General features: G+C 66.4%; 25 protein-coding genes, 1 tRNA gene and 1 pseudogene. 13 read left to right on the forward strand and 14 right to left on the reverse strand.

Annotated elements, in window-relative coordinates; genetic code table 11:
- Position 1: 1 nt before the first annotated feature.
- The 3 genes from QE393_RS05510 to QE393_RS05520 form a co-directional block, all read right to left on the reverse strand.
- Positions 2-2104, reverse strand: coding sequence for an ATP-binding protein (locus QE393_RS05510; protein WP_310042469.1), 2103 nt, complete (start codon positions 2102-2104; stop codon positions 2-4).
- On the reverse strand, positions 2101-3594 hold the full coding sequence (locus tag QE393_RS05515) for an ATPase domain-containing protein (protein WP_273809383.1): 1494 nt from the start codon (positions 3592-3594) through the stop codon (positions 2101-2103). Before QE393_RS05515 ends, QE393_RS05510 begins: the two co-directional genes overlap by 4 nt.
- Positions 3595-3850: 256 nt before the next feature.
- Complete coding sequence (locus QE393_RS05520) at positions 3851-5473, reverse strand: hybrid sensor histidine kinase/response regulator (protein ID WP_310042471.1); 1623 nt, start codon at positions 5471-5473, stop codon at positions 3851-3853.
- A gap of 234 nt (positions 5474-5707) precedes the next feature.
- Here QE393_RS05520 and QE393_RS05525 point away from each other — a divergent pair, with 234 nt between their 5' ends.
- The 3 genes from QE393_RS05525 (at position 5708) to QE393_RS05535 (ending at position 7529) form a co-directional block, all read left to right on the forward strand.
- Complete coding sequence (locus QE393_RS05525; protein ID WP_273809385.1) at positions 5708-6094, forward strand: response regulator; 387 nt, start codon at positions 5708-5710, stop codon at positions 6092-6094.
- A 217-nt stretch (positions 6095-6311) separates the two neighbouring features.
- Positions 6312-6800 carry a hypothetical protein gene (locus tag QE393_RS05530; protein WP_310042475.1) on the forward strand — a complete coding sequence of 163 codons (489 nt, stop codon included), beginning with the start codon at positions 6312-6314 and terminating at the stop codon, positions 6798-6800.
- Positions 6801-6908: 108 nt separating this feature from the next.
- Positions 6909-7529 carry a LysE family translocator gene (locus QE393_RS05535; RefSeq protein WP_310042476.1) on the forward strand — a complete coding sequence of 207 codons (621 nt, stop codon included), beginning with the start codon at positions 6909-6911 and terminating at the stop codon, positions 7527-7529.
- 109 nt (positions 7530-7638) lie between these two features.
- On the opposite strand, the gene QE393_RS05540 is transcribed toward QE393_RS05535, so the two are convergent.
- Positions 7639-8067, reverse strand: coding sequence for a helix-turn-helix domain-containing protein (locus QE393_RS05540; RefSeq protein WP_310042477.1), 429 nt, complete (start codon positions 8065-8067; stop codon positions 7639-7641).
- Between the two features lie 68 nt (positions 8068-8135).
- On the opposite strand from QE393_RS05540, the gene QE393_RS05545 reads away from it, so the two are divergent.
- Entirely contained in the window at positions 8136-8912 is a 777-nt protein-coding gene (locus QE393_RS05545; protein WP_310042480.1) for a cation diffusion facilitator family transporter, read from the forward strand.
- A 267-nt stretch (positions 8913-9179) separates the two neighbouring features.
- On the opposite strand, the gene QE393_RS05550 is transcribed toward QE393_RS05545, so the two are convergent.
- The 3 genes from QE393_RS05550 to mobA all read right to left on the reverse strand — a co-directional run bounded on the left by QE393_RS05550 (position 9180) and on the right by mobA (position 10239).
- A tRNA-Pro gene (locus QE393_RS05550) sits at positions 9180-9256 on the reverse strand.
- Positions 9257-9332: 76 nt separating this feature from the next.
- Entirely contained in the window at positions 9333-9554 is a 222-nt protein-coding gene (locus tag QE393_RS05555; protein WP_059314378.1) for a YgdI/YgdR family lipoprotein, read from the reverse strand.
- A 109-nt stretch (positions 9555-9663) separates the two neighbouring features.
- Positions 9664-10239 (reverse strand): molybdenum cofactor guanylyltransferase MobA, encoded by a 576-nt coding sequence (mobA, locus tag QE393_RS05560; RefSeq protein ID WP_310042482.1) that lies wholly within the window; start codon positions 10237-10239, stop codon positions 9664-9666.
- A 205-nt stretch (positions 10240-10444) separates the two neighbouring features.
- Between mobA and QE393_RS05565 the strand changes: the two genes are divergently transcribed.
- The 5 genes from QE393_RS05565 (at position 10445) to QE393_RS05585 (ending at position 14523) form a co-directional block, all read left to right on the forward strand.
- On the forward strand, positions 10445-10936 hold the full coding sequence (locus QE393_RS05565; RefSeq protein WP_310042484.1) for a hypothetical protein: 492 nt from the start codon (positions 10445-10447) through the stop codon (positions 10934-10936).
- A gap of 233 nt (positions 10937-11169) precedes the next feature.
- Positions 11170-11709: a molybdenum cofactor biosynthesis protein B gene (gene moaB, locus QE393_RS05570; RefSeq protein WP_007162868.1), complete on the forward strand. Its 540-nt coding sequence runs from the start codon at positions 11170-11172 to the stop codon at positions 11707-11709.
- Complete coding sequence (gene glp, locus QE393_RS05575) at positions 11706-12902, forward strand: gephyrin-like molybdotransferase Glp (RefSeq protein ID WP_310042488.1); 1197 nt, start codon at positions 11706-11708, stop codon at positions 12900-12902. The genes moaB and glp overlap by 4 nt, the downstream gene beginning before the upstream one ends.
- Before the next feature lie 126 nt (positions 12903-13028).
- On the forward strand, positions 13029-13973 hold the full coding sequence (gene yegS / locus QE393_RS05580; RefSeq protein ID WP_310042491.1) for a lipid kinase YegS: 945 nt from the start codon (positions 13029-13031) through the stop codon (positions 13971-13973).
- A 22-nt stretch (positions 13974-13995) separates the two neighbouring features.
- Positions 13996-14523, forward strand: a complete 528-nt coding sequence (locus QE393_RS05585; RefSeq protein WP_310042493.1) for a sterol desaturase family protein — start codon at positions 13996-13998, stop codon at positions 14521-14523.
- A 39-nt stretch (positions 14524-14562) separates the two neighbouring features.
- On the opposite strand, the gene QE393_RS05590 is transcribed toward QE393_RS05585, so the two are convergent.
- The 6 genes and pseudogenes from QE393_RS05590 to fni all read right to left on the reverse strand — a co-directional run bounded on the left by QE393_RS05590 (position 14563) and on the right by fni (position 21201).
- On the reverse strand, positions 14563-15096 hold the full coding sequence (locus tag QE393_RS05590; protein ID WP_273809401.1) for a gluconate 2-dehydrogenase subunit 3 family protein: 534 nt from the start codon (positions 15094-15096) through the stop codon (positions 14563-14565).
- Between the two features lie 172 nt (positions 15097-15268).
- Positions 15269-16205: pseudogene (locus QE393_RS05595) on the reverse strand (phytoene/squalene synthase family protein).
- A gap of 2 nt (positions 16206-16207) precedes the next feature.
- On the reverse strand, positions 16208-17704 hold the full coding sequence (locus QE393_RS05600; RefSeq protein ID WP_310042494.1) for a phytoene desaturase: 1497 nt from the start codon (positions 17702-17704) through the stop codon (positions 16208-16210).
- Positions 17701-18894, reverse strand: a complete 1194-nt coding sequence (crtY, locus tag QE393_RS05605; RefSeq protein ID WP_310042495.1) for a lycopene beta-cyclase CrtY — start codon at positions 18892-18894, stop codon at positions 17701-17703. The genes QE393_RS05600 and crtY overlap by 4 nt, the downstream gene beginning before the upstream one ends.
- Positions 18857-20125 carry a glycosyltransferase gene (locus tag QE393_RS05610; RefSeq protein WP_310042499.1) on the reverse strand — a complete coding sequence of 423 codons (1269 nt, stop codon included), beginning with the start codon at positions 20123-20125 and terminating at the stop codon, positions 18857-18859. Before QE393_RS05610 ends, crtY begins: the two co-directional genes overlap by 38 nt.
- A gap of 26 nt (positions 20126-20151) precedes the next feature.
- The gene (fni, locus tag QE393_RS05615; RefSeq protein WP_310042502.1) at positions 20152-21201 is read right to left on the reverse strand and encodes a type 2 isopentenyl-diphosphate Delta-isomerase; all 1050 of its coding nucleotides are present in this window, start codon (positions 21199-21201) and stop codon (positions 20152-20154) included.
- Between the two features lie 135 nt (positions 21202-21336).
- On the opposite strand from fni, the gene QE393_RS05620 reads away from it, so the two are divergent.
- Complete coding sequence (locus QE393_RS05620) at positions 21337-22218, forward strand: polyprenyl synthetase family protein (RefSeq protein WP_310042504.1); 882 nt, start codon at positions 21337-21339, stop codon at positions 22216-22218.
- A 67-nt stretch (positions 22219-22285) separates the two neighbouring features.
- Entirely contained in the window at positions 22286-22510 is a 225-nt protein-coding gene (locus QE393_RS05625; protein ID WP_027602825.1) for a hypothetical protein, read from the forward strand.
- An 18-nt stretch (positions 22511-22528) separates the two neighbouring features.
- On the opposite strand, the gene pdeM is transcribed toward QE393_RS05625, so the two are convergent.
- Positions 22529-23188 (reverse strand): ligase-associated DNA damage response endonuclease PdeM, encoded by a 660-nt coding sequence (gene pdeM, locus QE393_RS05630; RefSeq protein ID WP_310042505.1) that lies wholly within the window; start codon positions 23186-23188, stop codon positions 22529-22531.
- Between the two features lie 341 nt (positions 23189-23529).
- Here pdeM and QE393_RS05635 point away from each other — a divergent pair, with 341 nt between their 5' ends.
- Positions 23530-23793, forward strand: a complete 264-nt coding sequence (locus tag QE393_RS05635; protein WP_007162881.1) for a YeaC family protein — start codon at positions 23530-23532, stop codon at positions 23791-23793.
- A gap of 81 nt (positions 23794-23874) precedes the next feature.
- Positions 23875-24717 carry a DUF2797 domain-containing protein gene (locus QE393_RS05640; RefSeq protein WP_273809650.1) on the forward strand — a complete coding sequence of 281 codons (843 nt, stop codon included), beginning with the start codon at positions 23875-23877 and terminating at the stop codon, positions 24715-24717.
- The last annotated feature ends 3 nt before the right edge of the window (positions 24718-24720 follow it).

The following is a 24720-nucleotide window of genomic DNA, read 5'->3' on the forward strand; positions in this document are numbered from 1 at the left end:
CTCAGGAGGGCACCACTGCCCGATTGGCGGACCCGGCCAGCATGGCGGCCACCTGCGCGGCCAACTGGTCCAGGGTGAAGGGCTTGGTCATCAACTCCATGTTACCACCCAGGAAGGAATTCCTACTGAGCGCACCTTCGGCGTAGCCGGTAAGGAACAGCACCGGCAGCCGCGGCCTGAGCTGCTGGATGACCTCCGCCAGCTGGCGACCGTTGAGACCCGGCAGACCGACATCGGTCACCAGCAGGTCCAGCTGGGGAATCTGATCCAGCAGCCGCAACGCGGCCTTGCCTTCGGCTGCGCTCCACACCCGATAACCCAGGGCTTCCAAGGCTTCCTGATTGACCAGCCGGACCGCGACGTCGTCCTCCACCAGGAGGATGGTCTGTCCGGCGCCCTGGGCGAGCTCCGCCGGTTCGGGCCGCTGCGGCTCTCGGCGCTGCTCGGCCGTCGGCAGAAAGACGCAGACCTGCGTCCCGCTGGCATCGCTGGCAAGGGTGAGACGGCCATTGCTCTGCCGGGCGAAGCCATAGACCATCGACAGCCCCAGGCCGGTACCCTGGCCCTGGGGCTTGGTAGTGAAGAAGGGTTCGAGCACCTTGTCCAGCAGTCGCTCCGGAATACCGGTGCCGGTGTCCCGCACCTCGATGCAGACATAGTCACCCGGCGCCAGGGCATCGTCTTCGATCCCTGGCTCGGTGACTGTCAGCAGCGAGGTCGTCAGGGTCACCACACCGCCATCCGGCATGGCATCCCGGGCGTTGATCACCAGGTTGAGCAGGGCATTCTCCAGCTGGTTGGCATCGGCCAGGATCCAGGGCAGGTCATCGCCCAGCGCCAGCCTCACGGAGATCTGTTCGCTCACGGTGCGCTGCAGCAGTTCCTGCAGCGCCAGGATCAGCTCGTTGGCGGACATCGGCCGGGATTCCAGCGACTGCCGGCGGGAAAAGGCCAGCAGCCGCTGGGTAAGGGCTGCCGCCCGGTGCGCCGAGTACTGCGCGGCCTCCATGTACCGCTCCAGGCCTGCGAGCTGTCCCTTGTTCTTGATCTTCATCAAATCCAGGGCGCCCAGCACCCCGGTGAGCATGTTGTTGAAGTCATGGGCGATACCGCCCGTGAGCTGGCCGACCGCTTCCATCTTCAACGATTGGCGGAGCTGTTCCTCGGCGCGACTGCGTTCGGCGGTTTCCCGCTGCAATTCGCTGAGGGTGAGGGCCAGGGTGCGGGTGCGCTCCTCGACCTGGAGTTCCAGTTCCTCGTTGAAGCGACGCAACGCCAGTTCGGCGCGCTTCTCATCGCTGACATCGGCGATCACCGTGGTCGCCCCGATGATCTGCTGACCGGCGTCATGCAACGGCACCGCGCTCACCCGTAGCCAGGATTCCTCGCCGATTGCGCTGGTGTGATAGAAGTCCTGACCCTTGACCCGCTCACCACCCAGCGCCCGCGCGCCTGGAAAACGCTCGGGTGGCAGCAATCGGCCACTGTCGTCGAGCGCGGTCCAGCGCACCACCTCCTCGGGCTGCCGGGAAGGAATGTGCTGACCCGGTACGTACTGATCATAGAGAGGATTGCTGACCAAGGTCCGACCCTCGGTATCCATGAAGCACACCCCGACGGGCAGATTCTCCAGGAGCGTCTGCAGGCGTTCGCGCTCCTGGGCGAGTTCGGCGAGGCGGTCGCGCATCTCGAACTGACGCAGGCGCGAGCGCCAGGCCGCCGCGACGCTGCTCAGGAGCGAGGCGCCACTCAGCGGCCGTTCGAGGATGACCAGGTTGGTGGTCGCCGCTGGCAATTGTCGGCGCAGGAGATCGTTGCCGCGCCCCGAACGCTTGGCGTCGGACGCCAGCAATACCAGCGGGATATCCGACCAGGCCGGCTGCTGCTCCAGCGCCGCCGCGAGGGAGGCCATGTCCTGACGCAGGGCTTCCTCGGTGAAGACGATGATGCCGGTGTCTTCGCCCATGGCAGCCGCGACCTCGTCGAGGGTGGACAGGTAACGGGTGAGATAGCCCTGGGTGAAAAGCCGCTGCAGGTTGGCCGCGTCACCGCGGAGCGGGGCGCAGATGATGAGCTCGCAGGCAGGCGTCTTGGACTCGGTCAATCGCGCTCTTCCATCAGGGGCTGCCTGGCACCGAAGTATTCCGGGGTGCCGGTCAGCACCCCGCGGAAGTCCACCAGCGGCTGACCCACCCGGATACCTCTAGTGTCGATGCGCAATTCCCGAATCGCGTCCTCGTGACCGCCACCGCGGTGCTTGAGGATGGAAATGGCCTTGCGCAGACGGCCATGCGCCTCGAAGAAGCGGACCAGCACCACCGTATCGGCGATGTAGGAGATATCCAGATTGGAGGTCATGGAGCCGACCAGACCATGCTGGGGATTGATGAGAAAGGTCACCACCCCGGACTGGCTCAGGTAGGCGAGCAATTCGTGCAACTGCAGGATCAACTGCTGCTCCTGCGGCATGGCGGCGAGGTAGCCATTGAGGCTGTCCAGCACCAGCATCCGGCAGTTGTTCTCCTCGACGTCCTGCCGTACGCGCCAGGCGAATTCGCCCGGAGACAACTCGGCGGGATGAATCTGATGGACCACCAGCAGACCTTCTTCGATATAGCGCAGCAACGGCATCCCCATGCTTTCCGCACGCTTGAGCAGGGTGCCGATACGCTCGTCGAATTCGTAGATGGCACATCTTTCCCCGCGGCCGCAGGCAGCCATCACAAACTGCAGGGCGAGCGTCGTCTTGCCGGCACCGGCCGGACCGGTGATCAGGGTGCTGGTGCCGCGCAAGGGCCCGCCGTGCAGCAGCGCGTCCAGATCCGCGATGTCGCTGGGGACGACCGCGCCGAGGAATTCCTCGTAGCGCCCTGCGGCGATCATCCGCGGATAGATCTCCAGCCCACCGCGGCGGATGGTGAAGTCGTGATAGCCGGCGATGAAATCCCGGCCACGCAACTTCTGCACCTGCAGGCGACGACGGGCGGCACCGAAGTCCAGGGTCAGGCGTTCCAGGGTCAGCACCCCGTGGCAAAGGCTGTGCAAGTGGTTGTCACGCCCCCCCGGGCTGGTGGTCAGGTCGTCCACCAGCAACACCGTGATGCCGCGCCCGGCGAAGAATTGCTTGAGCGCCAGGACCTGGCGCCGGTAGCGCAAGGCGTCCTGGGCCAGCAGGCGCATCTCGGAAAGGCTATCGAACACCAGCCGACTCGGCTTGAGTTCGTCCACTCGCGCCTGGATCAGCTCGATGGTGTCGCCCAGCTCGGATTCCCAGGGATGCAGGATGGTCTGCTCCTGCGCACCGCCCAGCACGGCATCGGCGGCGGACAGTTCGAACAGCGCTACGCCGTCCAGACTCCAGCCGTGGGATTCGGCCACGCTCTGCAATTCCTCGCTGGTTTCCGACAGGGTGATGTACAGCACCGACTCGCCCTGGCGCACGCCTTCGAAGAGGAACTGCAGGCCCAGGGTGGTTTTGCCCGATCCCGGTGTACCCTCGAGCAAATAGAGGCGATCGCGGGGCAAACCACCACGCAACACCTGATCCAGACCGGTATTGCCTGTCGCGATAATAGACGGGCTAGGGGAATTCATGGGTAACCGGACCTCGAGGTGGCGGAAGCGAAAGGGACAGCATGAACGCGGCCCAGCCTGAGCTCCGGGCAAACCCGAGAATCTGGCGGCAAGGTGCAGGCAGTGATGACGTCACGCCGCGAGTCGACGGCGGGAGAAGGCGGATACAGGATCCGCACTGATTTGATTGTAAGTCTAATACCCTGGCTCGACTCCGGCCACTTCGATACAGCACGGTTGCGCCAGGCCGCCAGGCACTGGCGAGCCCAGCTGGGTATCAGGCTATCCCGTTGGGCCCATCCAGTACCCGGCGCACCTTGCGCGCCAGATCGTTGGGGATATAGGGCTTGGAGATCACGTCGAATTCCGAACCACCGATGTCGGTACGCTCCAGGGAATTTTCGGCGTAGCCGGTGGTGAGTAGCACCTTGATGCCTGGTAACAGCCGTTTCACCTCGCGTGCCAGCATCACGCCGTTCATGCCGCCGGGCATGATCAGGTCGGTGAACAGCAGATCGAACGGCTGCTCGCTTTCCCGCAGCACCCGCAGCACCCGCAGGGCTTCGCTGGCGTTGAAGGTGATCTGCGCCGTGTAGCCGTAGTCCTCCAGCACCAGCTTGGCCAGCTCGGCGACATCGGGGCGGTCCTCCACTATGAGGATGCGTTCCGTGCCGTTGCGGCGCTCCGAGCGCTGCTCCCCTTGCTGATGGGTGATGAGGCTGTCATCCACCGGGAAGTACAGGCGCAGGGTGGTACCGACGTCCTCTTCCGAATAGATGCGTACCGTGCCACCGGATTGCTTGGCGAAGCCGTAGACCATCGACAGTCCGAGGCCCGAGCCCTTGCCTTCCTCCTTGGTGGTGAAGAAGGGATCCATCACCCGGTTGCGGATGCTGGCGGGCATGCCATGGCCGTTGTCGGTGATCGCCAGGCTGACATAGCGACCGGGCATTAGGCCGTCGTAGGACATGTTCGCCAGCTCGCGCACCTCGACGTTGCGCGTCTCGATGCCCACGCTGGGCCGTGGCCGATCCGCGAGGGCATCGCGGGCGTTGATCAGGATGTTGAGCAGCGCTACCTCGGCCTGGGTAGGATCGATGCGGCAATTCCACAGCTCGGGGTCCAGCTGGGTGCGGATCTCCACGTCGCCCAGGGTCCGCTCGGCCAACTCGTGGGAGGATCGAATAAGGTTGTTCAGGTTGAGCACCCGGCCTTCGAGCTTCTGCTTGCGCGAGAAGGCCAGGAGTTGCTGGGTAAGGGTGCTGGCGCGTTCGGCCGCTGACTTGGCGTGGGTGGCGCTGCGGACGATGCGATCCTGGTCGAAGCTGGTCTTCTCCGCAGTGCGCTGGATGATGTCGATATAGCCCATCATCACCTGCAGCAGGTTGTTGAAGTCGTGGGCGATCCCGCCGGTGAGCTGGCCGAGCGCTTCCATCTTCTGCGCCTGGCGCAGGGCGTCCTCGGCGTCGCGACGGCGGCTGACATCCAGCTGGGAGGCGAAGTAGTAGGTCAGTTCGCCCGCATCGTTGTACACCGGCGAGACGAACAGCGCGTTCCAGAAGGTCGAGCCGTCCTTGCGATAGTTGATGATCTCCACCGAGATCTCGCGCTCCTGCTCCACCGCCTCACGAACCTGGGCGACCACCGAGCGATCCGTTTCCGGGCCCTGCAGGAAACGGCAGTTGCGCCCCAGCAGCTCGTCCACCTGGTAGCCGGTCATCTCGGTGAAGGCATTGTTGGCGAAGAGGATTGGGTTGTCCGGCTGGTTGGGATCGGTGATCAGCATCGGCATCCGCGTGGTTTCCACGGCGGCGAAGAAGATGTTCTTGCCCTCGTGCGAGACATCGCTCGTCGCGGAATTGTCGACCCGCGCCTTGCGGGGTGGGTGCTTCTGGCTCACGGGGGCGGAATCCTTGCGCAGGCAAAATTGGGCGTCTTGGCCTTCAGACAGCCAAGCGGCGAAAAAACTTCATTTGTGCTCCTCGCGAGGCCGTCTGGCATCACCGTTTTCGAGGCTGAAAGCCAGGCGTGGCGCGGCTTTGGCGGCCATTTGCCAGCGTACCGCTCGCCTGCCTGGGGCGACCGTTAGGTAAGTTTCCGGAGAACCTCTCCAACCTCCGCTGTCTGACCTGCCATGAAGCCGAGAAGCCTTGAAATACAAAGACAAATTCTTGTTCTGGAAGATGATCCGGGGCAGCGCGAGCTGCTGACCGAAATCCTCACCGAACAGGGCCTGGATGTCGTGGCGGTCGCTTCCAGTGATGAGGCCCTGGCCCACATGGATACCCGCGGCAGCGATACCAAGATGGTCATCGCCGATGTCAACGTGCCGGGCATGCTGGACGGCCTGGCGTTCGCCCAGCTGGCCGCCGTCAGTTGGCCCACGGTGCCTTTCATCATCATCTCCGGCTACATCGACCAGGATCTCGCCATCCTGCCACGCCGCGCGGCCTTCCTGCCCAAGCCCTGGAGCGTGGCCGATCTCAGTCAACTGGTCGAGAGCCTGCTGCCGCGTCGCTAGGTTCCTGCTGCATGGGTGGCGCGAATTGCCCGTGCCGGCCTGCCGCCCTGGGCGGGTCACGCCTCCTTTCGTCCCCCGAATAGACACGCTCGTCGGCAGTGCCCCGTTTCGAGTGGCCAAATGATATGACGTCCGTCGGCATGCCTGCTTTGCAGGGAACCAAAAGCGCTGAACGCTATCAATGTGCCATCTATTCCCGACTGGCAAGGAGCGCTTCATGGACGCAGTCATCACCCAGATTTCTCAGATCACCGATTGGGAATTTCTCATTGCGCTGGAGCGCAGCCTGGAAAGCCGCGGTCGCCTCGACCTGGCGGCCAGAGAAGCGCTCGAACGCCAGGGCAAGCTGCTCTCGCGCCGCTACCTGATGCAGAAGGGCAAGCTCGGCAACGGTCCCTTCACCCCGGTGGAAAACGAGATCCTTGACGTCCTGGCCATGGCCACCGCCGCCCTGCGTCGTAGCCGTCGCCTGCCCCATAACATCGTCAAGACCCTGCGTGCCGGCGGCCTGATCGAAGCGGTCGAGCGTAACGTCTGCCACGCCGGTGCCCTGCAGTGTCGCACCGACTTCGAGGCCGACGGCATCCCCCGCGGGACCCTGGAGCGCATCGTCGATCGCAATCCCCAGGCCTTCGAGCTGGAAGCCCGTCGCGCCGCCGCTCGCTACATCGCCGACCAGGAACCCGCCTTCCGCGCCGCCGGCTGAGCCTCGGCATGGCCGCCTGTGGGCGGCCATCGCGGTGCCGGGACAGGCTGATCGCCGTTCCGGCCCGTGCTACCGTTTCGAGCCTATCCAGCCGAAACGAGCCCCACCATGGCCCTCGTCGACAACCTGCTGGCCTTCACCCTGGCCGCGTCTTTGCTCACCATCACTCCGGGCCTCGACACCGCGCTGATCCTGCGCACCGCCGCCGTCGAAGGCCGCGCCCAGGCCTGGCGTGCCGCCCTGGGAATCAATGCCGGCTGCCTGCTCTGGGGCACCGCCGTGGCCTTCGGCCTGGGCGCGCTGCTGGCGGTCTCGGAACTGGCCTACACGGCGCTGAAGTATTGCGGCGCCGCCTACCTCTGCTGGCTCGGCCTCAACCTGCTGCTGCGCCCCCGTGACGCCATCGCCCCCGCGACAGGCGAGGGCGGGACAGGCTCCAACTGGTTTCTCAAGGGGATGCTGGGCAATGTGCTCAATCCCAAGGTCGGCATCTTCTATGTGTCCTTCCTGCCCCAGTTCATTCCCCAGGGCCAACCCCTGATCGCCTGGACCTTCGGCCTGGTCGCCATCCATGTGGCGCTGGGCCTGCTCTGGTCCCTGACCCTGATCGGCGCCACTCGCACCCTGGGCGAAGCCCTGCGCAAGGCGGCGGTGATCCGCTGGCTGGACCGGGTGACGGGGGTGGTCTTTCTGCTGTTCGCCGCCAAGCTGGCGTTGAGTCGGCGGTAGAGCGGGGAGGGCTGCGCTACCTCGGGGTGTAAAAGCCAACCCCGGAAACGACAAAGCCCGCACTCGGCGGGCTTTGGGGCGTAAGCGTGCAGGTGGCTGCCCCTTTTGGCTAGGGCGCCAACGCCCCATGCTTCGACGCACCAGCCAAGGACTCGATGATCCGGCATTCCGCTATGGTCCCGCCCTGGCAGCACGCCAACAGCCGCTGCAATTCGCCTTCCAGGGCGCGCAGGTCGGCGAGCCGCTGCCGCACCTGCTGCAGGTGTCCTGCCACCAGACTATCCACGGCATCGCAAGGCGCCTGCCGCCGATCCGCCAGGCCGAGTAGCTCGCGCACTTCCTCCAGGCTGAAGCCCAGGCTGCGGGCACGTCTGACGAAGAGCAGCCGATCCCGCTCGGCTGGGCCGTACAGCCGGTAGCCGGACGCGGAGCGCGTCGAAGACGGCAGCAAGCCTTCCTTTTCGTAGTAGCGGATGGTAACGGTCTTGGTATCCGTGGCCTTGGCTAGCTGACCGATGGTGTAGGCAGCGGCGTTCATGGCATTGACCTTATAGCGACTATAACCCTCAGCCTAAGCCAAATCCTGAGCGTTGCGGAGAGGGTGCCGTGGACAGTTGCTGCGAAAACAAGGCCGGTGAGCTGGCTCAGCTACGAAGTCGCCAGAGTCGCGTCCTCTACAGTGTGCTGGCGATTAATGCCGTGATGTTCCTGGTTGAGTTCGCCGCCGGTTGGCTTGCAGGTTCCACCGCGCTGCTCGGGGATTCCCTGGACATGTTCGGCGATGCCTCGGTCTATGCCTTGACGCTGTTCGTGCTGCATCGCAGCGATAGCGCCCGCGCCGGTGCGGCCCTGGTGAAAGGTGGGTTCATGCTGGTGTTCGGCGTGCTGGTGATCGCGGATGCCGTATACAAGGTGATGCTGCAGGAGGTGCCCCAGGCGGACTGGATGGGCACTGTGGGACTCGTCGCGCTTCTCGCCAACACCTACTGCTTCTATCTGCTGTATAGCCATCGCGCGGACGATCTGAACATGAGGTCCACCTGGATCTGTTCACGGAACGATCTGGTCGCCAATACCAGCGTGGTGCTGGCCGCCATCCTGGTGGCTGTCACGGGCAGCCTGTGGCCAGACGTCCTGGTCGGTCTGGCCATCGCCGCGCTGTTCCTGCACTCGGCCTGGCAGGTCAGTCGTGAGGCCTACCGCGCATGGCTGCTTGCTTCGGAAGGGCAGGGAAAGCCAGCGCAAGAGCGGCAAGCCGCGCCGTTGCAGGAGACGCCGGTGCCTTCCTGCTGCGGCGGTAAGGCGCCAGCTGTCATCGTGGAGCCTGGACAGCGCGTTCCGCCTGCTCCGTGCTGCGCTTCCGCTAGCAAGGGTGGCTCTTGAAGCCTTGAAATAGGGAGGCTGCCCGTAGGGGGTCTGTCGCTGTCCAGGCAGGGTCGGGCCAGCTGATCTTCTCGCCTCCTGGCGCACGGACGATCCACCACCATGGCATCCGTTTCCCGGTTTGGCATGCCGGAGACCAAGACCAGCGCCTGCCGGAGCCGTCGTGCAGGAGAGAAAAGAGGCGAGCGCCGCCAGAGCAAATAGCCAGACGCCAGAAGCGACAAAGCCCGCACTGGGCGGGCCTTGGGTGATCCTTGCGGATCAGATTGGTCGGAGCGACTGGATTCGAACCAGCGACCTTCTCGTCCCGAACGAGACGCGCTACCAAGCTGCGCTACGCTCCGTAATGGATGGCGCGCATTCTACCTAAAACTCATGCAAGCACAAGGGGTTAGGTAAAAAAATCGCGCCGGGCAGGAATCAGAGCTCCTTGATGGTGCGAACCTGGTCCTTGTTGATGCGGGTCGGCTTGCCGTCGAGCTGCTTGAACGTATAGAAACCCGAGTCGTCATCGTACTTCGGCGTGTCGGTGGCCTGGATCTCGCGGCCATCGTTGAGGGTGATGACGCTGGGGGTGGAGCAGCCGGCGAGCAGGGCGCTGGCGACGACCAGCAGGGCGGCGGGGAGCAGGTGCTTGTTCATGTGACGGTCTCCTTTCTTGGCAACCAAGCGGGCTTAGGACCGCGGGTGCGGGGCCGAGTTCGTCCCGGAACCGCTGGGTCACGGCCTCTGGCCTGGTGGATCGCCGGGTTCAGAGCGCGTTTTCCAAGGCCGCGGGATCGTTGAAGTTGGCCAGACGACTATCGTCTTCGGCGAACTCCACGGCGGTCAGGCCCAGCGGCAGCAGGGCGCCACGCGGACTGCGTTCGCCGTCCGCCCAGGCCTGGCGCAAGGCGGGCAGCAGGCGCCGTGGCAGGGCGCTGAACAGCGGTTGCCAGTAGCCGCCCTGGCGCGCCATCACCGGGCCTTGGCTCGCCTGGGCCGCGGTCAGCAGCTGGCGGGCGAGGGCGGCATCGATGCGCGGCGCATCGCAGGGCAGCAGCAGCACCCAGTCATGCCGCGCCACGGCGAGCCCGGCGAGGATGCCGGCCAGGGGGCCGGGAAAGTCCGGTTCGGCATCGGCGACCAGCTGATCGGCCCACTGGGCATAGCGCTCTGCATTGCGATTGCAGGAGATCACCAGGTCATCGGTCAGGGCCCGTACCGCGGCCTGCACCTGGGCCACCAGCGGCTGGCCCTGCCATTCCACCAGGCCCTTGTCGCGCCCACCCATGCGCTGGCCGCGACCGCCGGCCAGGATGAGGATGGAAGAGGGGAGCAGTGGCATGCAGGAGGCCTCGGGCTTTCGGACGCCGGGATCGGGCGTCCATCCTAGCCTGGTTTCGCCGCCGGGGGCCGGCCAGGGCAGGCTTTATCCGGGCGGGACTGCTGGGCTAGACTCGAGCGCGTCCCGTGCAAAGGGGTGTGCTAGACACCTTTGATCCCTGCCGCGCGGTGGCGGGGAGTCCCTGCCCAGAAGGAGTTTGCAAACGATGAAGACGATGCTGCTTTCCGCGTTGGCCCTGGCTGCCTTGCCCGCCTTTGGCGCCGGCGGTGGTGAACCCCCTTCGGTCAAGGTCACCTTTGGCCAGCCGACCGTCCGGCAGAAGCTGTTCTACGACAAGCTCTACGAGAAGAAGCCCTATCCCGACGCCACCCTCTATTACTACAGCAATGGCGTCTACAAGATCATCTCGCCCGGCGAAGAGCACTATGGCGTCTACGTGGTGCACGGCAGGCTGACCGACGACCAGTACCAGGTGGATTTCATCTCCCTGCCCTCCGCGGACTGGGGCGGGAAGACGGCCCGGCATTTCCTCACGTTCGATCGCAAGGCCGGCACCTTCACCCAGCAGGCGACCTGGGAAGAGGACCCGAACATCGCCCCGCAATACGGTCGCTTCAGTCAGGATGCCAACGACATCGCCGATCCGCGTCCCATCACGTGGGAGACTCACGCCGAAGGCGAGCAACGCCAGCGCTAGGTCACGCCAGCGGCGCCCTCTCGGTTGAAGGGGCGTCGGCTTTTCCTCTAGGCTGTGACGATGCAGCCTTCCCGGACCTTCACGTCGATCGGGGTCAACAGTTACCCTCACTGTCGGTGCGGCCACCACCCGGTCGCTGCCAGTCCAATGCTCACCCCATTCGGGAAACCCGCTGCCCGTCCAGCGGTCTTCCGCTGCACCCTTTCCTTCGCACTCTTCGGAAATCCAACCAGATGAGCCACAAAGCCGAGGCGGTTTTCGTACCGCTGAACATCGCTGTCCTGACGGTCAGTGACACCCGTACCTTCGAGACCGATACCTCGGGTCAGCTGTTCGTCGACCGCCTGGAGGCCGCCGGTCATTTCCTCGCCGACCGCGTGCTGCTCAAGGATGACCTCTACCGGATCCGCGCCCAGGTCGCCCACTGGATCGCCGAAGACCAGGTGCAGGTGGTGCTGATCACCGGCGGGACCGGCTTCACCGGTCGCGACAGCACCCCGGAAGCCGTCGCCTGCCTGCTGGACAAGCAGGTGGATGGCTTCGGCGAGCTGTTCCGCCAGATCTCCGTGGCCGACATCGGCACCTCCACCGTGCAGTCCCGGGCGCTGGCCGGACTCGCCAATGGCACCCTGGTCTGCTGCCTGCCGGGTTCGACCAACGCCTGCCGCACCGCCTGGGACGGCATCCTCGCCGAGCAGCTGGACAACCGTCATCGCCCCTGCAACTTCGTGCCGCATCTCAAGCAGGCCGAGCCCTGCGGACCGCGCGGATGAGCCTGCTGTCGCTGGAAGAGGCCCTGGCCCGGCTGCTGGCCCTGGCGGCCGAGGACGGTCCCTTGCCCCATGAGCAGGTGGCCCTGGAAAACGCCGACGGGCGCATCCTGGCCGCACCCCTGGTGGCCGACCTGGACCTCCCGCCGTGGGACAACAGTGCCATGGACGGCTATGCCCTGCGCCTGGACGACTGGCAGGGCGAGCCGCTGCAGGTCTCCCAGCGCATCTTCGCCGGCCAGGCACCGGCGCCCCTGGAGCCGGGCACCTGTGCGCGCATCTTCACCGGCGCGCCCGTCCCGGCGGGTGCCGACTGCGTGGAGATGCAGGAAAACACCGAGGTGCTGGACGATGGTCGGGTGCGCTTCGTCGAGCAGCTGCGGCCGGGTCGCAACATCCGCCGCCGCGGCAACGAGGTCCAGGTGGGTGACGAGGTGCTGTCGGCCGGTACCGCTTTGGGTCCGGCGGAGCTGGGGGTCGCCGCGTCCCTCGGGCGCGCCCAGCTGAACGTCTTTCGCCGCCTCAAGGTCGCGGTGCTGTCCACCGGCGATGAACTCGTGGCGCCCGGACAGCCGCTCGGTCCGGGGCAGATCTACAACAGCAATCGCGCCCTGCTCATCAGCTGGCTGCGGCGGCTGGGTTGCGAGGTGTCGGACCAGGGCATCCTGCCGGACGATCTCGCCGAGACCCGCAGGCGGCTGGGCGCGCTGCAGGCCGATCTGATCCTCTCCACCGGCGGTGTCTCCGTGGGTGAGGCCGACTATCTGGGCCAGGCCCTGCGCGAAGAAGGCGAGCTGACCCTGTGGAAGCTGGCGCTCAAGCCGGGCAAGCCGCTCACCTGCGGACGCTTTCGTGGTATCCCGCTGATCGGCCTGCCGGGCAATCCGGCGTCCACCCTGGTGACCTTCGGCCTGCTGGCACGCCCCTATCTGCTGCGCCGGGCCGGCAAGATCGACGTGGCACCGCTGAGCGTCGAGGTACCGGCGGGGTTCGACTGGCCGCGTGCCGGTGCGCGCCGCGAATACCAGCGGGCGCGCCTGGAAAATGGCCGGGCGGTACCCCATCGCAACCAGGGCTCCAATGTGCTGCAGACGGCGGCCTGGGCCCATGGCCTGGTGGAGATCCGTGAGGACCGTACCTTCGCCGTCGGTGATCCGGTGCGCTTCATCCCCTTAGCCGAACTGCTCAAGGCCTAGCCAACCGGCAGTCAGGACTGAACGTGGCCGTTGGGCCACAGTCCTAGTCTCCAGATTCGCTCGCCGGGCGCTGCCCGGTACCTGACGCGGCATCTCGCCGCGCAGAGCCAACCTTGGACGACAGACATGACGACGACAGGCACCCTGGCTGACGCAGCCCTGGTCATTCTCAATGGCAAGGAAACCGGTAACGAGGACGTTCGGGAGGCCATTCTCGAACGGCGTGCCGCCGGTCATCGCATCGATGTGCGGGTGACCTGGGAAGAAGACGATGCCGCGCGCTTCGTCGAGCAGGCGACCCGCGAAGGCTATGGCACCCTGGTGGCGGCCGGTGGCGACGGCACCCTGCGCGCCGTGGCCGAAGCCATGGCGCAGAATCACAGCCAGGCACGCCTCGGCCTGCTGCCGCTGGGCACCGCCAACGACTTCGCCCGGGCGGCGGGTGTGCCGGCGGAGCCTGCGGCGGCGCTGGCGCTGCTGGATGGCCCGACCAGTGCCATCGATCTGGTCGAAGCGGAAGGCCAGCTGTTTCTCAACATGGCTACCGGCGGCTTCGGCTCCCAGGTCACTGCCAATACCCCCGGCGAACTCAAGCGCCTGCTGGGTGGCGCGGCCTACTTCCTCACCGGCCTGACCCGCTTCGCCGAAGTGCATTCGGCCCATGGCCGCTTCCGCGGTCCCGGCTTCGAGTGGGAGGGTGAATTCCTTGCCCTGGGCATCGGCAACGGTCGCCAGGCCGGCGGTGGCCATGTGCTCTGTCCCACCGCCGTGGTCAACGATGGCCTGCTCGACGTGGGCATCCTGCCAGCGTCCCAGGACGTGCTCGGTACCCTTGGCGAATTCCTCAGCAAGGGCTTCAGCACCGAAGAGATGTTTGTCCGCGCGCGGCTGCCCTGGGTGGAGTTGGAAGCCGCAGAAGGTTTGGACATGAACCTCGACGGCGAACCGGTCAAGCGAGACCGGGTGAGATTCGAGGTGCGTCCGGGTATCCTGCAGGTCTGTCTACCGGTGGATTCGCCCCTGCTGGGCGCGACCGCCGGTACCCTGGCCGAACCGGCGGCGACGTCCTGAGCAGGCGCCTGCGGAGGTAACGTTGGAGCTACTGATCAATGCGGGAATCGTGCTGGCCACCGTGGCGGGGATGGAAGTCTTCGCCTGGTGGTCGCACAAGTACATCATGCACGGCTGGGGATGGGGCTGGCATGAGTCCCACCACCGCTCGCGCACGGGCTGGTTCGAGAAGAACGATCTCTATGCGGTCGTCTTCGCCGGCCTGGCCATCCTGCTGATCGCCCTGGGTAATGCCGGCTACTGGCGCCTGCAGTGGATAGGGGCCGGCATGACTCTCTACGGCCTGCTGTACTTCATCGCCCACGATGGCCTGGTGCATCAGCGCTGGCCCTTCCGCTACATCCCGCGCACCGGCTATCTGAAGCGGCTCTATCAGGCGCATCGCATGCACCATGCGGTGGACGGCAAGGACGGCTGCGTGTCCTTCGGCTTCCTGTTGGCACCGACCACCCAGCAGCTCAAGCAGCAGTTGCGCGAGATACACGGCGGCGCCCTGGATTCCTCGCGCGAACGCAAGGCCCGGTATCAGGTGCAGGAAGAAGCGGACTAGGCAGGAGCGGAAGCGCCTCCAGGGAGGCGCTAGCCGGGGTCAGGCGACGGCGGGGGTGTCGTCGTAGGCAGCGAACAGCGAATGAGCGTACTGGCTGCGCTCGCTCTCGTTGCGCAGCAGATCGATGAATTCCTTGGCGGGCGGGTTCAGGGTGCCCGCTTCGGCGGCGGTGACCACCTGGGCCTGTTCACCAGCTGCCAGTTCGGCGAAACCGGCACCCAGCCGCTCGGTGCAGTAGCTGTTCACCACCGCCAGACCGTCACGCAGCAGATCGCGCAGGTTGGCGCCCTGCTGCACCTGGGCCTGCTCGTCGAAGGGATCGACGATGTTGGAACGGTCGCCGTGAGCGTAGGGGGTCAGCATGTGGCGATCGATGAATTCGGGCAGGCGGGTATCGGCCTGTTCGCTGTCGGCCTGCAGGTGAGCGCAGAGGGCGACCAGGGTGCGCCACTGGATGGCGTTGAAGAATTCGGGCTTGTAGCCGGACTGCGCGTTAGCGGAAAGGCCAAGGGCAAGTAGTGACGAGGAGGCAGCGAAGCGATCGTGTGAAACAGCCGTTTCCGTCTTGTGCATGTGCAAATCCCATACTCGTAGGCTGACTACCGGATGCAGCGCTCTGGCTCAGGCATCCATCCATCCGCGGCCCGCGAGGGGTCGCTTTAATCCGACCCGTTTATCGCATAAAAGTTTGCTGTTGGGCATCCCCGAGATGCACGCAAATGTGACCGGCGCGCGATCACTGGCGTCAGCGCCGCGGCCGGGTCCAGAGCTTGGCCGGACGCGGCTCATCGCGCTGGTGGCGAGAGAGCATGGCGCGCGCGGCGCCGCGGCAGACCAGACGCAGCTTGTCGGCGGTGCTGGTGCTGACGCGCTGGTCCCAGGCATGGGCGCCCAGGTGCAGCACCTGCACGCCGATCTCGCGATAGACGCCGCGGGCGGTGGCGATGGCCCAGGCCGAGCGCAGGGGCAGGGCGGCGAGACCCTGGCGCGCCGAGTCGTAGTAGGGCTCGGCCAGGCGTACCAGGCGCTCGGCCAGCTGGGCGACGGCTTCGCGGTGGCGCGGCTCGGCCAGTTCGCTCGCCGGTACGCCGAGTTCGTCGAGCCATAGCCGCGGCAGGTAGATACGGCCGATGCGGGCGTCCTCGACGATGTCGCGGGGCGATGTTGGTGAGCTGGAAGGCCATGCCCAGGTCGCAGGCGCGATCCAGGGTTTCCTCGTCTTCGGCGCCCATGATGCGCGCCATCATCACCCCGACTACCCCGGCGACGTGGTAGCAGTACTCCAGGGTGTCTTCCAGTTCCACATAGATGCGCTCCTCGACGTCCATGCGAAAGCCGGCGAGGTGGTCCAGCGGCAGCGCCAGGGGAATGCCGTGGCGCCGGACCACCCGCTGGAAAGCGGCGAAGGCCGGATCCTGCAGCGGCTCATCGCCGTAGGCGGCGCGGGTCAGGCGTTCCAGTTCGGCCAGGCGTTCGCGTCCACCACGGCGATCGCCATCGACCTGGCCGTGGCCCAGTTCCTGGCCATCGATGACGTCGTCGCAATGGCGGCACCAGGCATAGAGCAACACGGCGCTCTCGCGGGTTTCGGGTGCGAACAGCTTGGCGGCCGCGGCAAAGCTCTTGGAGCCGACGGCGATGCTCTGCTCGGCGTGGTCGACGACGTCATGGGTGGCTGGCATGGCTAACCGTGCTCCTCGAGGATGACGCTGGCGGTGGCCTTGGCCGAGCCGACCACGCCCGGAACGCCGGCCCCGGGATGGGTGCCCGCGCCGACCAGGTAGAGGTTGGGGATGACACTATCGCGATTGTGCGGCCGGAACCAGGCGCTCTGGGTGAGGATGGGCTCCAGGGAAAAGGCCGAGCCAAGGTGGGCATTGAGCTCCTGGCGAAAATCGGCCGGGGTGAAGATGCGCGAGGTGACCAGGTGCTCGCGCAGGCCGGGCATGTAGCGCTCCTCCAGGTAGGCGAGGATCTTGTCGCGCAGGCGCGGACCTTCCACGCTCCAGTCGACGTCGGCATTGCCCAGGTGCGGCACCGGCGCCAGTACGTAGTGGGAGCTGTGCCCGGGCGGTGCCAGCGACGGATCGGTGACGCAGGGCGAGTGCAGGTAGAGCGAGAAGTCGTCCGGTACGCCCGGGCCCTTGAACAGCTCGTCGATCAGGCCGCGATAGCGCTGGCCGAAGCAGACCATGTGGTGTTCGAGGCCCACCGGCGGCTGGCTCAGGCCGAAGTGGATGACGAACAGCGACATGCTGTGTCTCTTGCGCTTGAGGCGGTTGCTCTCGACCACGCCATGGGTGTGGTGGCCGAGCAGCTTGCGATAGGTATGCACCACGTCGGCGTTGGAGGCCACCAGGTCGGCCTCGATCTGGCTGCCATCGGCCAGGCAGACGCCCGTCGCTCTATTGCCTTCGGTGAGGATGCGCTCCACCGGCGTGTTCAGGCGCACTTCGCCGCCGAGGTCGGTAAAGAGCTTCAGCAGGCCCAGGACCAGCTGATGGGTGCCGCCCTTGGCGAACCAGACGCCCCACTTGCGTTCCAGCGCATGGATCAGCGCATAGATCGAGGAGGTGGCGAAGGGATTGCCGCCCACCAGCAGGGTGTGGAAGGACAGCGTCTGGCGCAGCTTCTCGCTCTTCACGAAGCGCGACACCTGGGTGTAGACGCTGCGCCAGGCAGTGAGCTTGGCCAGCTTGGGACCCGCGGCGAGCATGTCGCCGACCTTGAGGAAGGGCTTGGCGCCAAGGCGGATGTAGCCTTCTTCGAACACCGCCTGGGAATAGGCCAGAAAGCGCTGGTAGCCGGCCACGTCGTCCGGCTCCAGGGCGCGGATCTGCTCGTCCAGCCGGGCCTGGTCGTTGACGTAGTCGAAGCGGGTGCCGTCTTCCCAGCACAGCTGGTAGAAGGGGCTGACCGGCAAGAGCTCCACATAGTCGCTCATCTGCCGGCCGCTCAGGGCGAACAGCTCTTCCAGTGCCGAGGGATCGGTGAGGACGGTGGGGCCGGCATCGAAGGTGAAGCCCGCCTCTTCATAGACGTAGGCACGGCCGCCGGGCTTGTCGCGGCCCTCGATGAGGGTGGTGGCGATACCGGCCGACTGCAGGCGGATCGCCAGGGCGATACCGCCGAAGCCGGCGCCGATGACGATGGCCCGCTTGGGCCCGTTACCTTGGGTCATGGTGCTTCCTTGGACTGAGGGGGACGAGCCAGCGCGGCATCCAGGGCTGGTTTCAGCGGTACCGGCGGTTTGCCGGAGAGGATGCGCAGCCGATCGAAGGCGGTGAGGCGGCCGGCGTAGAAACGCTGGATCAGCGGTTCGCCGAGGCCGTAGAACCTTTGCATGACGCGCACCCGGTGCTCGGGACGGCCAGCGAGAAACAGCATGCGATTGAGCAGGCGAAAAAAGCCCTGGCCCTGCCAACGGCTCTGAGCGTACTGCCGCAGGCTGTCGCGCAGCACGGCGCTGGAGGTGAAGGGCTGGGCGGCCAGATGCTCCGCCAGGCGCACCGCCTCCGGCAGCGAGTAACCGGTGGTGGGGTGGAACAGTCCCGCGGCCAGGCCAATGGGGGCGCCGGCGGTGACGTTGTCCCAATAACGGTCGAGATCGCCGCCCAGGGTGATGGGCAGCACGCCCTGTTCCTCGCGTAGCACCTCGGCGATCTCCCAGCCCTGTTGCCGGGCATAGTCGGCCAGGTGCTGGCGCAGGCGTTCAGCCGGGAGGCTTTCGCCGTCCGCATAGTAGGTGTCTTCGATCAGCAGCCGGTCGGGCGCCAGTGGCAGGCTGTAGACGAAGCGATAGCCGTCCAGCTGATCGACGGTGGCGTCCATCACGATGGGTTCGGCCAGGCCATGGGGGCTAACGAGGCGCACCTCCTGGCCGAGGAATTTCTGATAGCCGAGCCAGAGCGCCGGATCGGGTCGCGGGCCACGGGCGTCGATCACTGCGCTGGCGGCCAGGGTGTAGCCATCGGCGAACACCACGCCATCGTCCTGCAGGCGCAGCACCTCGCGGCCCAGCAGCAGGCGCTCGGCCGGCAGCCGGGCGCTCAGTACCTCATGGAAGCGGTCGGCGCTGATGCTGGCGTAGCCGCTGCCAAGGTGCCGCTGGCGCTTGGGGAAGCGCACCTCGTAGCCCGGCCAGCGGTGGGCGACCAGGGGCTCGATCCAGGCATGCTGCGGCGCGGTGAGATCCGGCTCGTGGAAGGACCAGGTGTGGTTGCCGCCCAGCCGCGGACCGGCTTCCACCAGGCGCCAGTCCAGCTCCGGACGAGTTTCCGCCAGGCGCAGGGCGAGCAGGCCGCCGGCCAGGCCGCCGCCGACGATCAGCAGGTCAGGACGCACGTTCGAGTCCTCGTTGGGCCAGGCCATCGACCAGGCGGGCGGCCGCCGCGACACCGCCGGCCGCCTGGGTGATGGGCACGAAGCGTTCGGCCGCCCGGCGATACGCCGGGTCGGCCAGCACGGCGCCCAGGGCCTGGGTCAGGCGGGCCTTGCTGGCCAGGCGCGGTGCCAGGCAGATGCCGGCGCCGACCCGCTCCAGGCGCCGGGCGATGCCCGGCTGGTCGAACACCATGGGCAGGGCGAGCATGGGTTTGCCAGCCGCCAGGGCGTCCAGCACGGTATTGAAGCCACCATGGGTGATGACCGCGTCGGCGCGGGCAATGGCCGCTTCCTGGGGCGCGAAGTCGGTGACCCAGGTGGCGCCGTCGTCCAGCAGGCGGCGTTCGGCACTGGCCTCCAGACGTCCGCAGTGGGCGATCAGCACCTGGACGTCGAATTGGCGACAGGCCTGGGCGATGCGGCGGAACAGCGGGAGCCGGCCACCCTGCAGGGTGCCGAAGGAGGCGAAGACGAAAGGCCGGCGCGGATCGATCTCCAGGTCCAGCCGTTGCTCACGCACCGCCGGCGAACGCAGCGGCCCGACTTCGTGGAAATGCGGCGGCGGGGCACGCCGCGGAAAGTCGAAGCCCGGCAGGCACTGGCTCAGCTGCAGATACGGCGAGAAGCAGTCGTCGAGGGTCCGCCGCTCGCCGAGGCCGAAGGCCTGGGCCTGGCGCTGGATGACCTTGCCCTGGCCGCGCATCATCAGGTCGAACACCTGGGTGGCGCCCTGGACGATCTGCCGCTCCCGTTCGGTGCCGGGATAGGCGAAGGGCAGGGTGGGCAGCGGCAGGTGGGGCTCTCGATTCATCGGCACGGCGCAGGCCAGCGACGCATAGGGCAGGCCCAGGTGGTCGCCGAGCAGTCCACCGGCCGGTTCCATCTGGTCGGCGATCAGGCAGTCGACCTTGAGATCACGCAGGGCGGCCGGGCCTTCGCGGCAGAACAATTCGGTATTGCGCGCCATGTCGGCGATCACGCCGAATACCGACCAAGGCTTGCTGCTGGCGGTACGTGCCAGCAGGGGCGCCAGGCTGCCGCGCGGATGGCTGGTCGCGCCCAGGGCCTGGAACTGGATACCTGCCGGCAGCGCACGATCGCCCACGTCCACCTGGTGCAGCAGGGTGACCCGGTGGCCAAGCGCGACCAGCGCCTCGCCCAGCACCAGATGGGTGGACAGGTGGCTCGGCAGCGGCGGCGAGATCAGGGCGACATGCATGGCGGCGTCCGGTCGGGTGTCGGCCACTATGGGCACCGCCGCGGCGCGGCGTCCAGCAGCTCGGCCTGGCGCAAGCCGGCCAGATCCGCCGAGCCGGTACAGAAGCAGGCGATGCGCAGCTGTTCGATCACCACCCGGAAATGCGCGATCACCGCCTCGGTGGATTCAGTGGCGCCGGGCAGGGCCGCGGCGGCCTGGCCGGCCAGGTCCGCGCCGAGACGGATGGCCTTGGCCACGTCGATACCATCGCGGATGCCGCCCGAGGCGATCACCGTCGCCCGGGGGCAGGCGGTGCGCACCTGGCGCAGGCTTTCGGCGGTGGGGATACCCCAGTCGGTGAAGGCGCGGGCGATGGCGCGCTGCTGCTCGTCACGGGCACGTTCGGCTTCCACCGCGGCCCAACTGGTGCCACCGGTTCCGGCGACATCCAGCACCGCCACTCCGGCCTCGAGCAGTTGCCTGGCGACCCGGCCCGACAGACCGGCGCCGACTTCCTTGACGACCACTGGCACGGACAGTTGTGTAACCAGATTTTCCAGGGCTGCCAGAATGCCGCGCCAGCGGCGATCGCCCCCCGCCTGCACGGCTTCCTGCAGGGGATTGAGATGCACGATCAGGGCGTCTGCCTCGATCATCTCCACCGCGCGCCGCGCCTCGTCGAGGCCGTAGCCGGCCACCAGCTGCGCGGCGCCGAAGTTGGCCAGCAGCGGCACGTCCGGCGCCAGGCGGCGCAATTCGCCGGTCAGGCCCTGATCGCCACCCTGCTGCAGGGCGATGCGCTGGGAGCCGACCGCCAGGGCGATGCCCAGGGTCTGGGCCGCTTCGGCGAGGTGGCGATTGATCAGCGCTGCCCGCTCTGGCCCGCCGGTCATGGAGCTGATCAGCAGCGGCGCGGCCAGGGGACGACCGAACAGGCGGGTGCCCAGGTCGACCTCGTCGAGATTCAGCTCGGGCAGGGCGCAGTGGGTGAAGCGGTAGGCGTCGAGGCCCGTGGTGACGGCGCTACGGGCCTTGTGGGGATCCAGCACGATGTCCAGATGATCGTTCTTGCGGCTTGCCAGTTCCCAATCCACCATGTCTTCTAGAGTCCGCCCTGAATGACCTTTCGTCGGTCGTTGTGGTCTGGTAGGGGACGACGGGTTCGCTTTGCGAAGACCTAATCCACCGAGGTGCGACCGTTCGTCGGTTCCACATATGGAGTATCTCGACTCATGGCGACCGTATTAGTGCCGAACGCGACAGACAATTTTGCCGCTGCGCTGCAGTGGCAGCGTACCCGTATCGACGAGCGTCTGGCAGTACTGTTACCGTCCGGTGGCGATCCGGTCGCCGCAGCGATCCGCAGTGGGGTCATGGCACCGGGCAAGCGGCTGCGTCCGCTGCTGATGGTGCTGGCCGCCGAGGACCTGGGTCAGTCCGACGAAGCCGTCCTCGACCTGGGCTGCGCCGTGGAAATGGTCCACGCCGCCTCGCTGTTCCTCGATGACATGCCCTGCATGGATGATGCCCGCCTGCGTCGCGGTCGGCCGACGCTGCACGTCGAATTCGGCGAAGACGTCGCCATGCTGGCCGCGGTTGCCCTGCTCAGCCATGCCCTGCGCCTGGTCGCGGGACTCTCGGGCGTACCGGCGGAAACCCGTACCCAGATGGTCTGCCAACTGGCCGATGCGGTCGGCACCGCTGGTCTGGTCTGCGGCCAGTACCACGACCTGCACGGCGGTCGCCAGACGCGTCCGGCCGATGCCATCGCCCTGACCAACCAGCTCAAGACCGGTGCGCTGTTTTCTGCGGCCATGGGCATGGCCGGTGTCACCCTGGTCACCACCGCCACGCAACGCGAAGCCTTCCACGTTTTCGCCTGCCAGCTCGGCCTGGCCTTCCAGCTGCTCGATGATCTCGACGACGGCAAGGGCCTGGGCAAGGACGCCGGCAAGGATGGCGACAAGTCCACGCTGGTCAGCCTGCTCGGCCGCGACCATGCTCAACGCCAGTTACAAAGTCACCTCAGGCAGGCCCGCGAGGCTCTGGCCGCGGCCGGTTGCGCCGAGGGCGCCCTGGCCGGACTGCTGGATATCGTCTTTCGTCCGCGTTAGGGCGAATTACTGGGCATCCGGCCCTCTAATCTTTCGATAGCCCCGTTTTCGTGTGAGGAGTCCTGAGATGTCGAAGTGGAAAATTGCTTACAGCAACGTTGATGGCAATACCTCGGTGGTCACCACCGATGCTGACCAGAAGCCGGACATGGAGCGGGTCGCCCAGATCGTCCGTGACGATGCCCTGGAAGAGTACGACGACAGCGAAGTGCCACGGGATTACGACGAGCCCACGGTAGCCCTGCTGGAGCGCCACGGCATCACCATCACCGGGATCACCGAAGAAGGCTGATCTCCTGGGTATCTGGCGCTAGCGCAAGGGCCAGACACCGCCATCCCCCACTACGAAGATCCGTCGCGCCGGATCGGGTGCCAGCAGGTGCCCGCCGGTGAAATCGCCGAAGGCTGGCAGGATTAGCACCTCGTCATTTTCCAGGCAGAAGCAGGGCAGGCGCAGCGCCTGGCGCCCGCGGCCCTGCAGGCGAAAGGCCGGATGGATATGGCCGGCCAACACCGGCAAGCGCGGGTGCGGATCGGGTTCGTGCTGCAACGACAGACCATCCAGTTCCAGCGGTTCGCCCACCACGTCGATGCCCAGGGCGGCGGGCGGATCTCCGGCACGGCGATCGTGGTTGCCACGGATCAACAGCAGCCGCAGATGGGCCTGGTGTTCCCGCCAGCGCTCCAGGGTGTCCAGGGTCAGAGGCGCGCGGGATTCCGGGGCGTGCAGGAAGTCACCGAGAAAGATGATCTCCTGGCAGTCGTACCGAGCCAGCAGGCTATCCAGTCGGGCGATGTTGCCCGCGGTGGTGCCGTGGGGCACCGGTTGGCCCAGGGCCCGGAAGGCCGCCGCCTTGCCGAAATGGATGTCCGCCACCAGCAACGCCTGGCGTGCCGGCCAGTAGATGGCCTTTTCCGCGAGCAGCCAGAGTTCGACACCGGCGAGGATGAGGGAGTGGTAGGCAGGCATGGGGTCTCCAGAAAGCGCTTCCTGCTCTGATGGCGGCCAGGTGCCAGGGTTCAGACCTGTTGGAGGGTAGGCCTTACCTCGGATGACTCGGGGATAGAGGCTGTGTCGTTTTCCACGCTACGGGATACGCACCCGCGTAGGTTGGGTTGAGCGCAGCGAAGCCCAACGGCCCAATCGGCATCGTCACCCTTGGGCTTCGACGAGGGAGCCGTCTCAACCCGACCTACCGCGACCCTGGGCCTGGAGCCCAGAAACAACCTATGACCACCATTGAACCAGGCCAGGTGCACCGTCGCTGGCAGCCCGGTAAACTGACGGTTCACTAGAGTCCGGAGCGACCCATGTCGACATCCTTCGCCCAGATGCTGGAAAACATCACCCCCGATATCTACGAGGGCCTGAAGCTGGCCGTGGAGATCGGCAAGTGGCCGGACGGCCGCAAGCTCAGTCGCGACCAGGTCGAGCTCTGCCTGCAGGCGGTGATCGCCTACGAGGCCAAGCACCTGCCCGAAGACCAGCGGACCGGCTACATGGGTCCCCAGGAGTGCGCCTCCAAGTCGGTGCCCATCGAGAACATCCTGTTCAAGTCCGACGCCATTCACTGATCCCGCCGAGCCAACGATGAGGCGCCCTTCGTCGCGAAGAGGCGCCTCGCGTCTTTTAGAAACAGAGAAATTCCCACCGTGATGACCGAACTGGGCCGTGGCGCCCTGCGCAAGATGGCCGTGACCCTGGCCGACCCCGTCAACTATGCCTTTCGCCTCGATGAGCGCGAGGTGCCGGTCAATCCGCTGATCGGCCGTCGCGTGCGGCTCGAATACCTGGGTGCCATCCATTGCACCCATTGCGGACGCAAGACCCGCAAGAGCTTCAGCCAGGGCTATTGCTATCCCTGCTTCACCGCCCTGGCCCAGTGCGACAGCTGCATCGTCAGCCCCGAGAAGTGCCACTACGAACACGGCACCTGCCGCCAGCCAGAGTGGGGCGAGGCCTATTGCATGGTGCCCCACATCGTCTACCTGGCCAATTCTTCGGGCCTCAAGGTCGGCATCACCCGCGCCACCCAGCTGCCCACCCGCTGGATCGACCAGGGCGCCTACCAGGCGCTGCCGATCCTGAGGGTCGCCACCCGCCAGCAGTCCGGCCTGGTGGAAGACGTGCTGCGCAGCCAGGTAGGCGATCGCACCAACTGGCGGGCCATGCTCAAGGGCGTGGCCGCGCCGGAAGACCTGGTCGCGGTGCGCGAGCGGATCTTCGATGCCTGTGCCCAGGGCCTGGACGATCTCCAGGGTCGCTTCGGCCTGCAGGCGATCCAGCCGGTGGTCGACATGGCGCCCATCGAGATCCATTATCCGGTGACGGTCTATCCCACCAAGGTGGTCAGCCATGACCTGGAAAAGACCCCCGTGGTGGAAGGCACGCTGCTGGGCATCAAGGGTCAATACCTGATGTTCGATACCGGCGTGATCAACATTCGCAAGTACACGGCCTATCAGCTGGCCGTGTCCGCCTCCGCAGCAGAGATGTAAGGA

The sequence above is a fragment of the Pseudomonas sp. SORGH_AS_0211 genome (assembly GCF_031453455.1).
In the GTDB taxonomy this organism is placed as follows: domain Bacteria; phylum Pseudomonadota; class Gammaproteobacteria; order Pseudomonadales; family Pseudomonadaceae; genus Chryseomonas; species Chryseomonas aestiva.

Bases quoted from the DNA above. Each gene is read 5' to 3' on its own strand.
- QE393_RS05535 (WP_310042476.1), top strand. From the start codon at position 6,909: ATGGCCCTCGTCGACAACCTGCTGGCCTTCACCCTGGCCGCGTCTTTG.
- yegS (WP_310042491.1), top strand. From the start codon at position 13,029: ATGACGACGACAGGCACCCTGGCTGACGCAGCCCTGGTCATTCTCAAT.
- QE393_RS05525 (WP_273809385.1), top strand. From the start codon at position 5,708: ATGAAGCCGAGAAGCCTTGAAATACAAAGACAAATTCTTGTTCTGGAA.
- QE393_RS05530 (WP_310042475.1), top strand. From the start codon at position 6,312: ATGGACGCAGTCATCACCCAGATTTCTCAGATCACCGATTGGGAATTT.
- QE393_RS05625 (WP_027602825.1), top strand. From the start codon at position 22,286: ATGTCGAAGTGGAAAATTGCTTACAGCAACGTTGATGGCAATACCTCG.
- pdeM (WP_310042505.1), bottom strand. From the start codon at position 23,188: ATGCCTGCCTACCACTCCCTCATCCTCGCCGGTGTCGAACTCTGGCTG.
- QE393_RS05600 (WP_310042494.1), bottom strand. From the start codon at position 17,704: ATGACCCAAGGTAACGGGCCCAAGCGGGCCATCGTCATCGGCGCCGGC.
- QE393_RS05515 (WP_273809383.1), bottom strand. From the start codon at position 3,594: ATGAATTCCCCTAGCCCGTCTATTATCGCGACAGGCAATACCGGTCTG.
- QE393_RS05555 (WP_059314378.1), bottom strand. From the start codon at position 9,554: ATGAACAAGCACCTGCTCCCCGCCGCCCTGCTGGTCGTCGCCAGCGCC.
- QE393_RS05620 (WP_310042504.1), top strand. From the start codon at position 21,337: ATGGCGACCGTATTAGTGCCGAACGCGACAGACAATTTTGCCGCTGCG.
- mobA (WP_310042482.1), bottom strand. From the start codon at position 10,239: ATGCCACTGCTCCCCTCTTCCATCCTCATCCTGGCCGGCGGTCGCGGC.
- QE393_RS05540 (WP_310042477.1), bottom strand. From the start codon at position 8,067: ATGAACGCCGCTGCCTACACCATCGGTCAGCTAGCCAAGGCCACGGAT.
- fni (WP_310042502.1), bottom strand. From the start codon at position 21,201: ATGGTGGATTGGGAACTGGCAAGCCGCAAGAACGATCATCTGGACATC.
- QE393_RS05565 (WP_310042484.1), top strand. From the start codon at position 10,445: ATGAAGACGATGCTGCTTTCCGCGTTGGCCCTGGCTGCCTTGCCCGCC.
- QE393_RS05640 (WP_273809650.1), top strand. From the start codon at position 23,875: ATGACCGAACTGGGCCGTGGCGCCCTGCGCAAGATGGCCGTGACCCTG.
- QE393_RS05590 (WP_273809401.1), bottom strand. From the start codon at position 15,096: ATGCACAAGACGGAAACGGCTGTTTCACACGATCGCTTCGCTGCCTCC.
- QE393_RS05610 (WP_310042499.1), bottom strand. From the start codon at position 20,125: ATGCATGTCGCCCTGATCTCGCCGCCGCTGCCGAGCCACCTGTCCACC.
- crtY (WP_310042495.1), bottom strand. From the start codon at position 18,894: ATGGCCTGGCCCAACGAGGACTCGAACGTGCGTCCTGACCTGCTGATC.
- moaB (WP_007162868.1), top strand. From the start codon at position 11,170: ATGAGCCACAAAGCCGAGGCGGTTTTCGTACCGCTGAACATCGCTGTC.
- glp (WP_310042488.1), top strand. From the start codon at position 11,706: ATGAGCCTGCTGTCGCTGGAAGAGGCCCTGGCCCGGCTGCTGGCCCTG.
- QE393_RS05635 (WP_007162881.1), top strand. From the start codon at position 23,530: ATGTCGACATCCTTCGCCCAGATGCTGGAAAACATCACCCCCGATATC.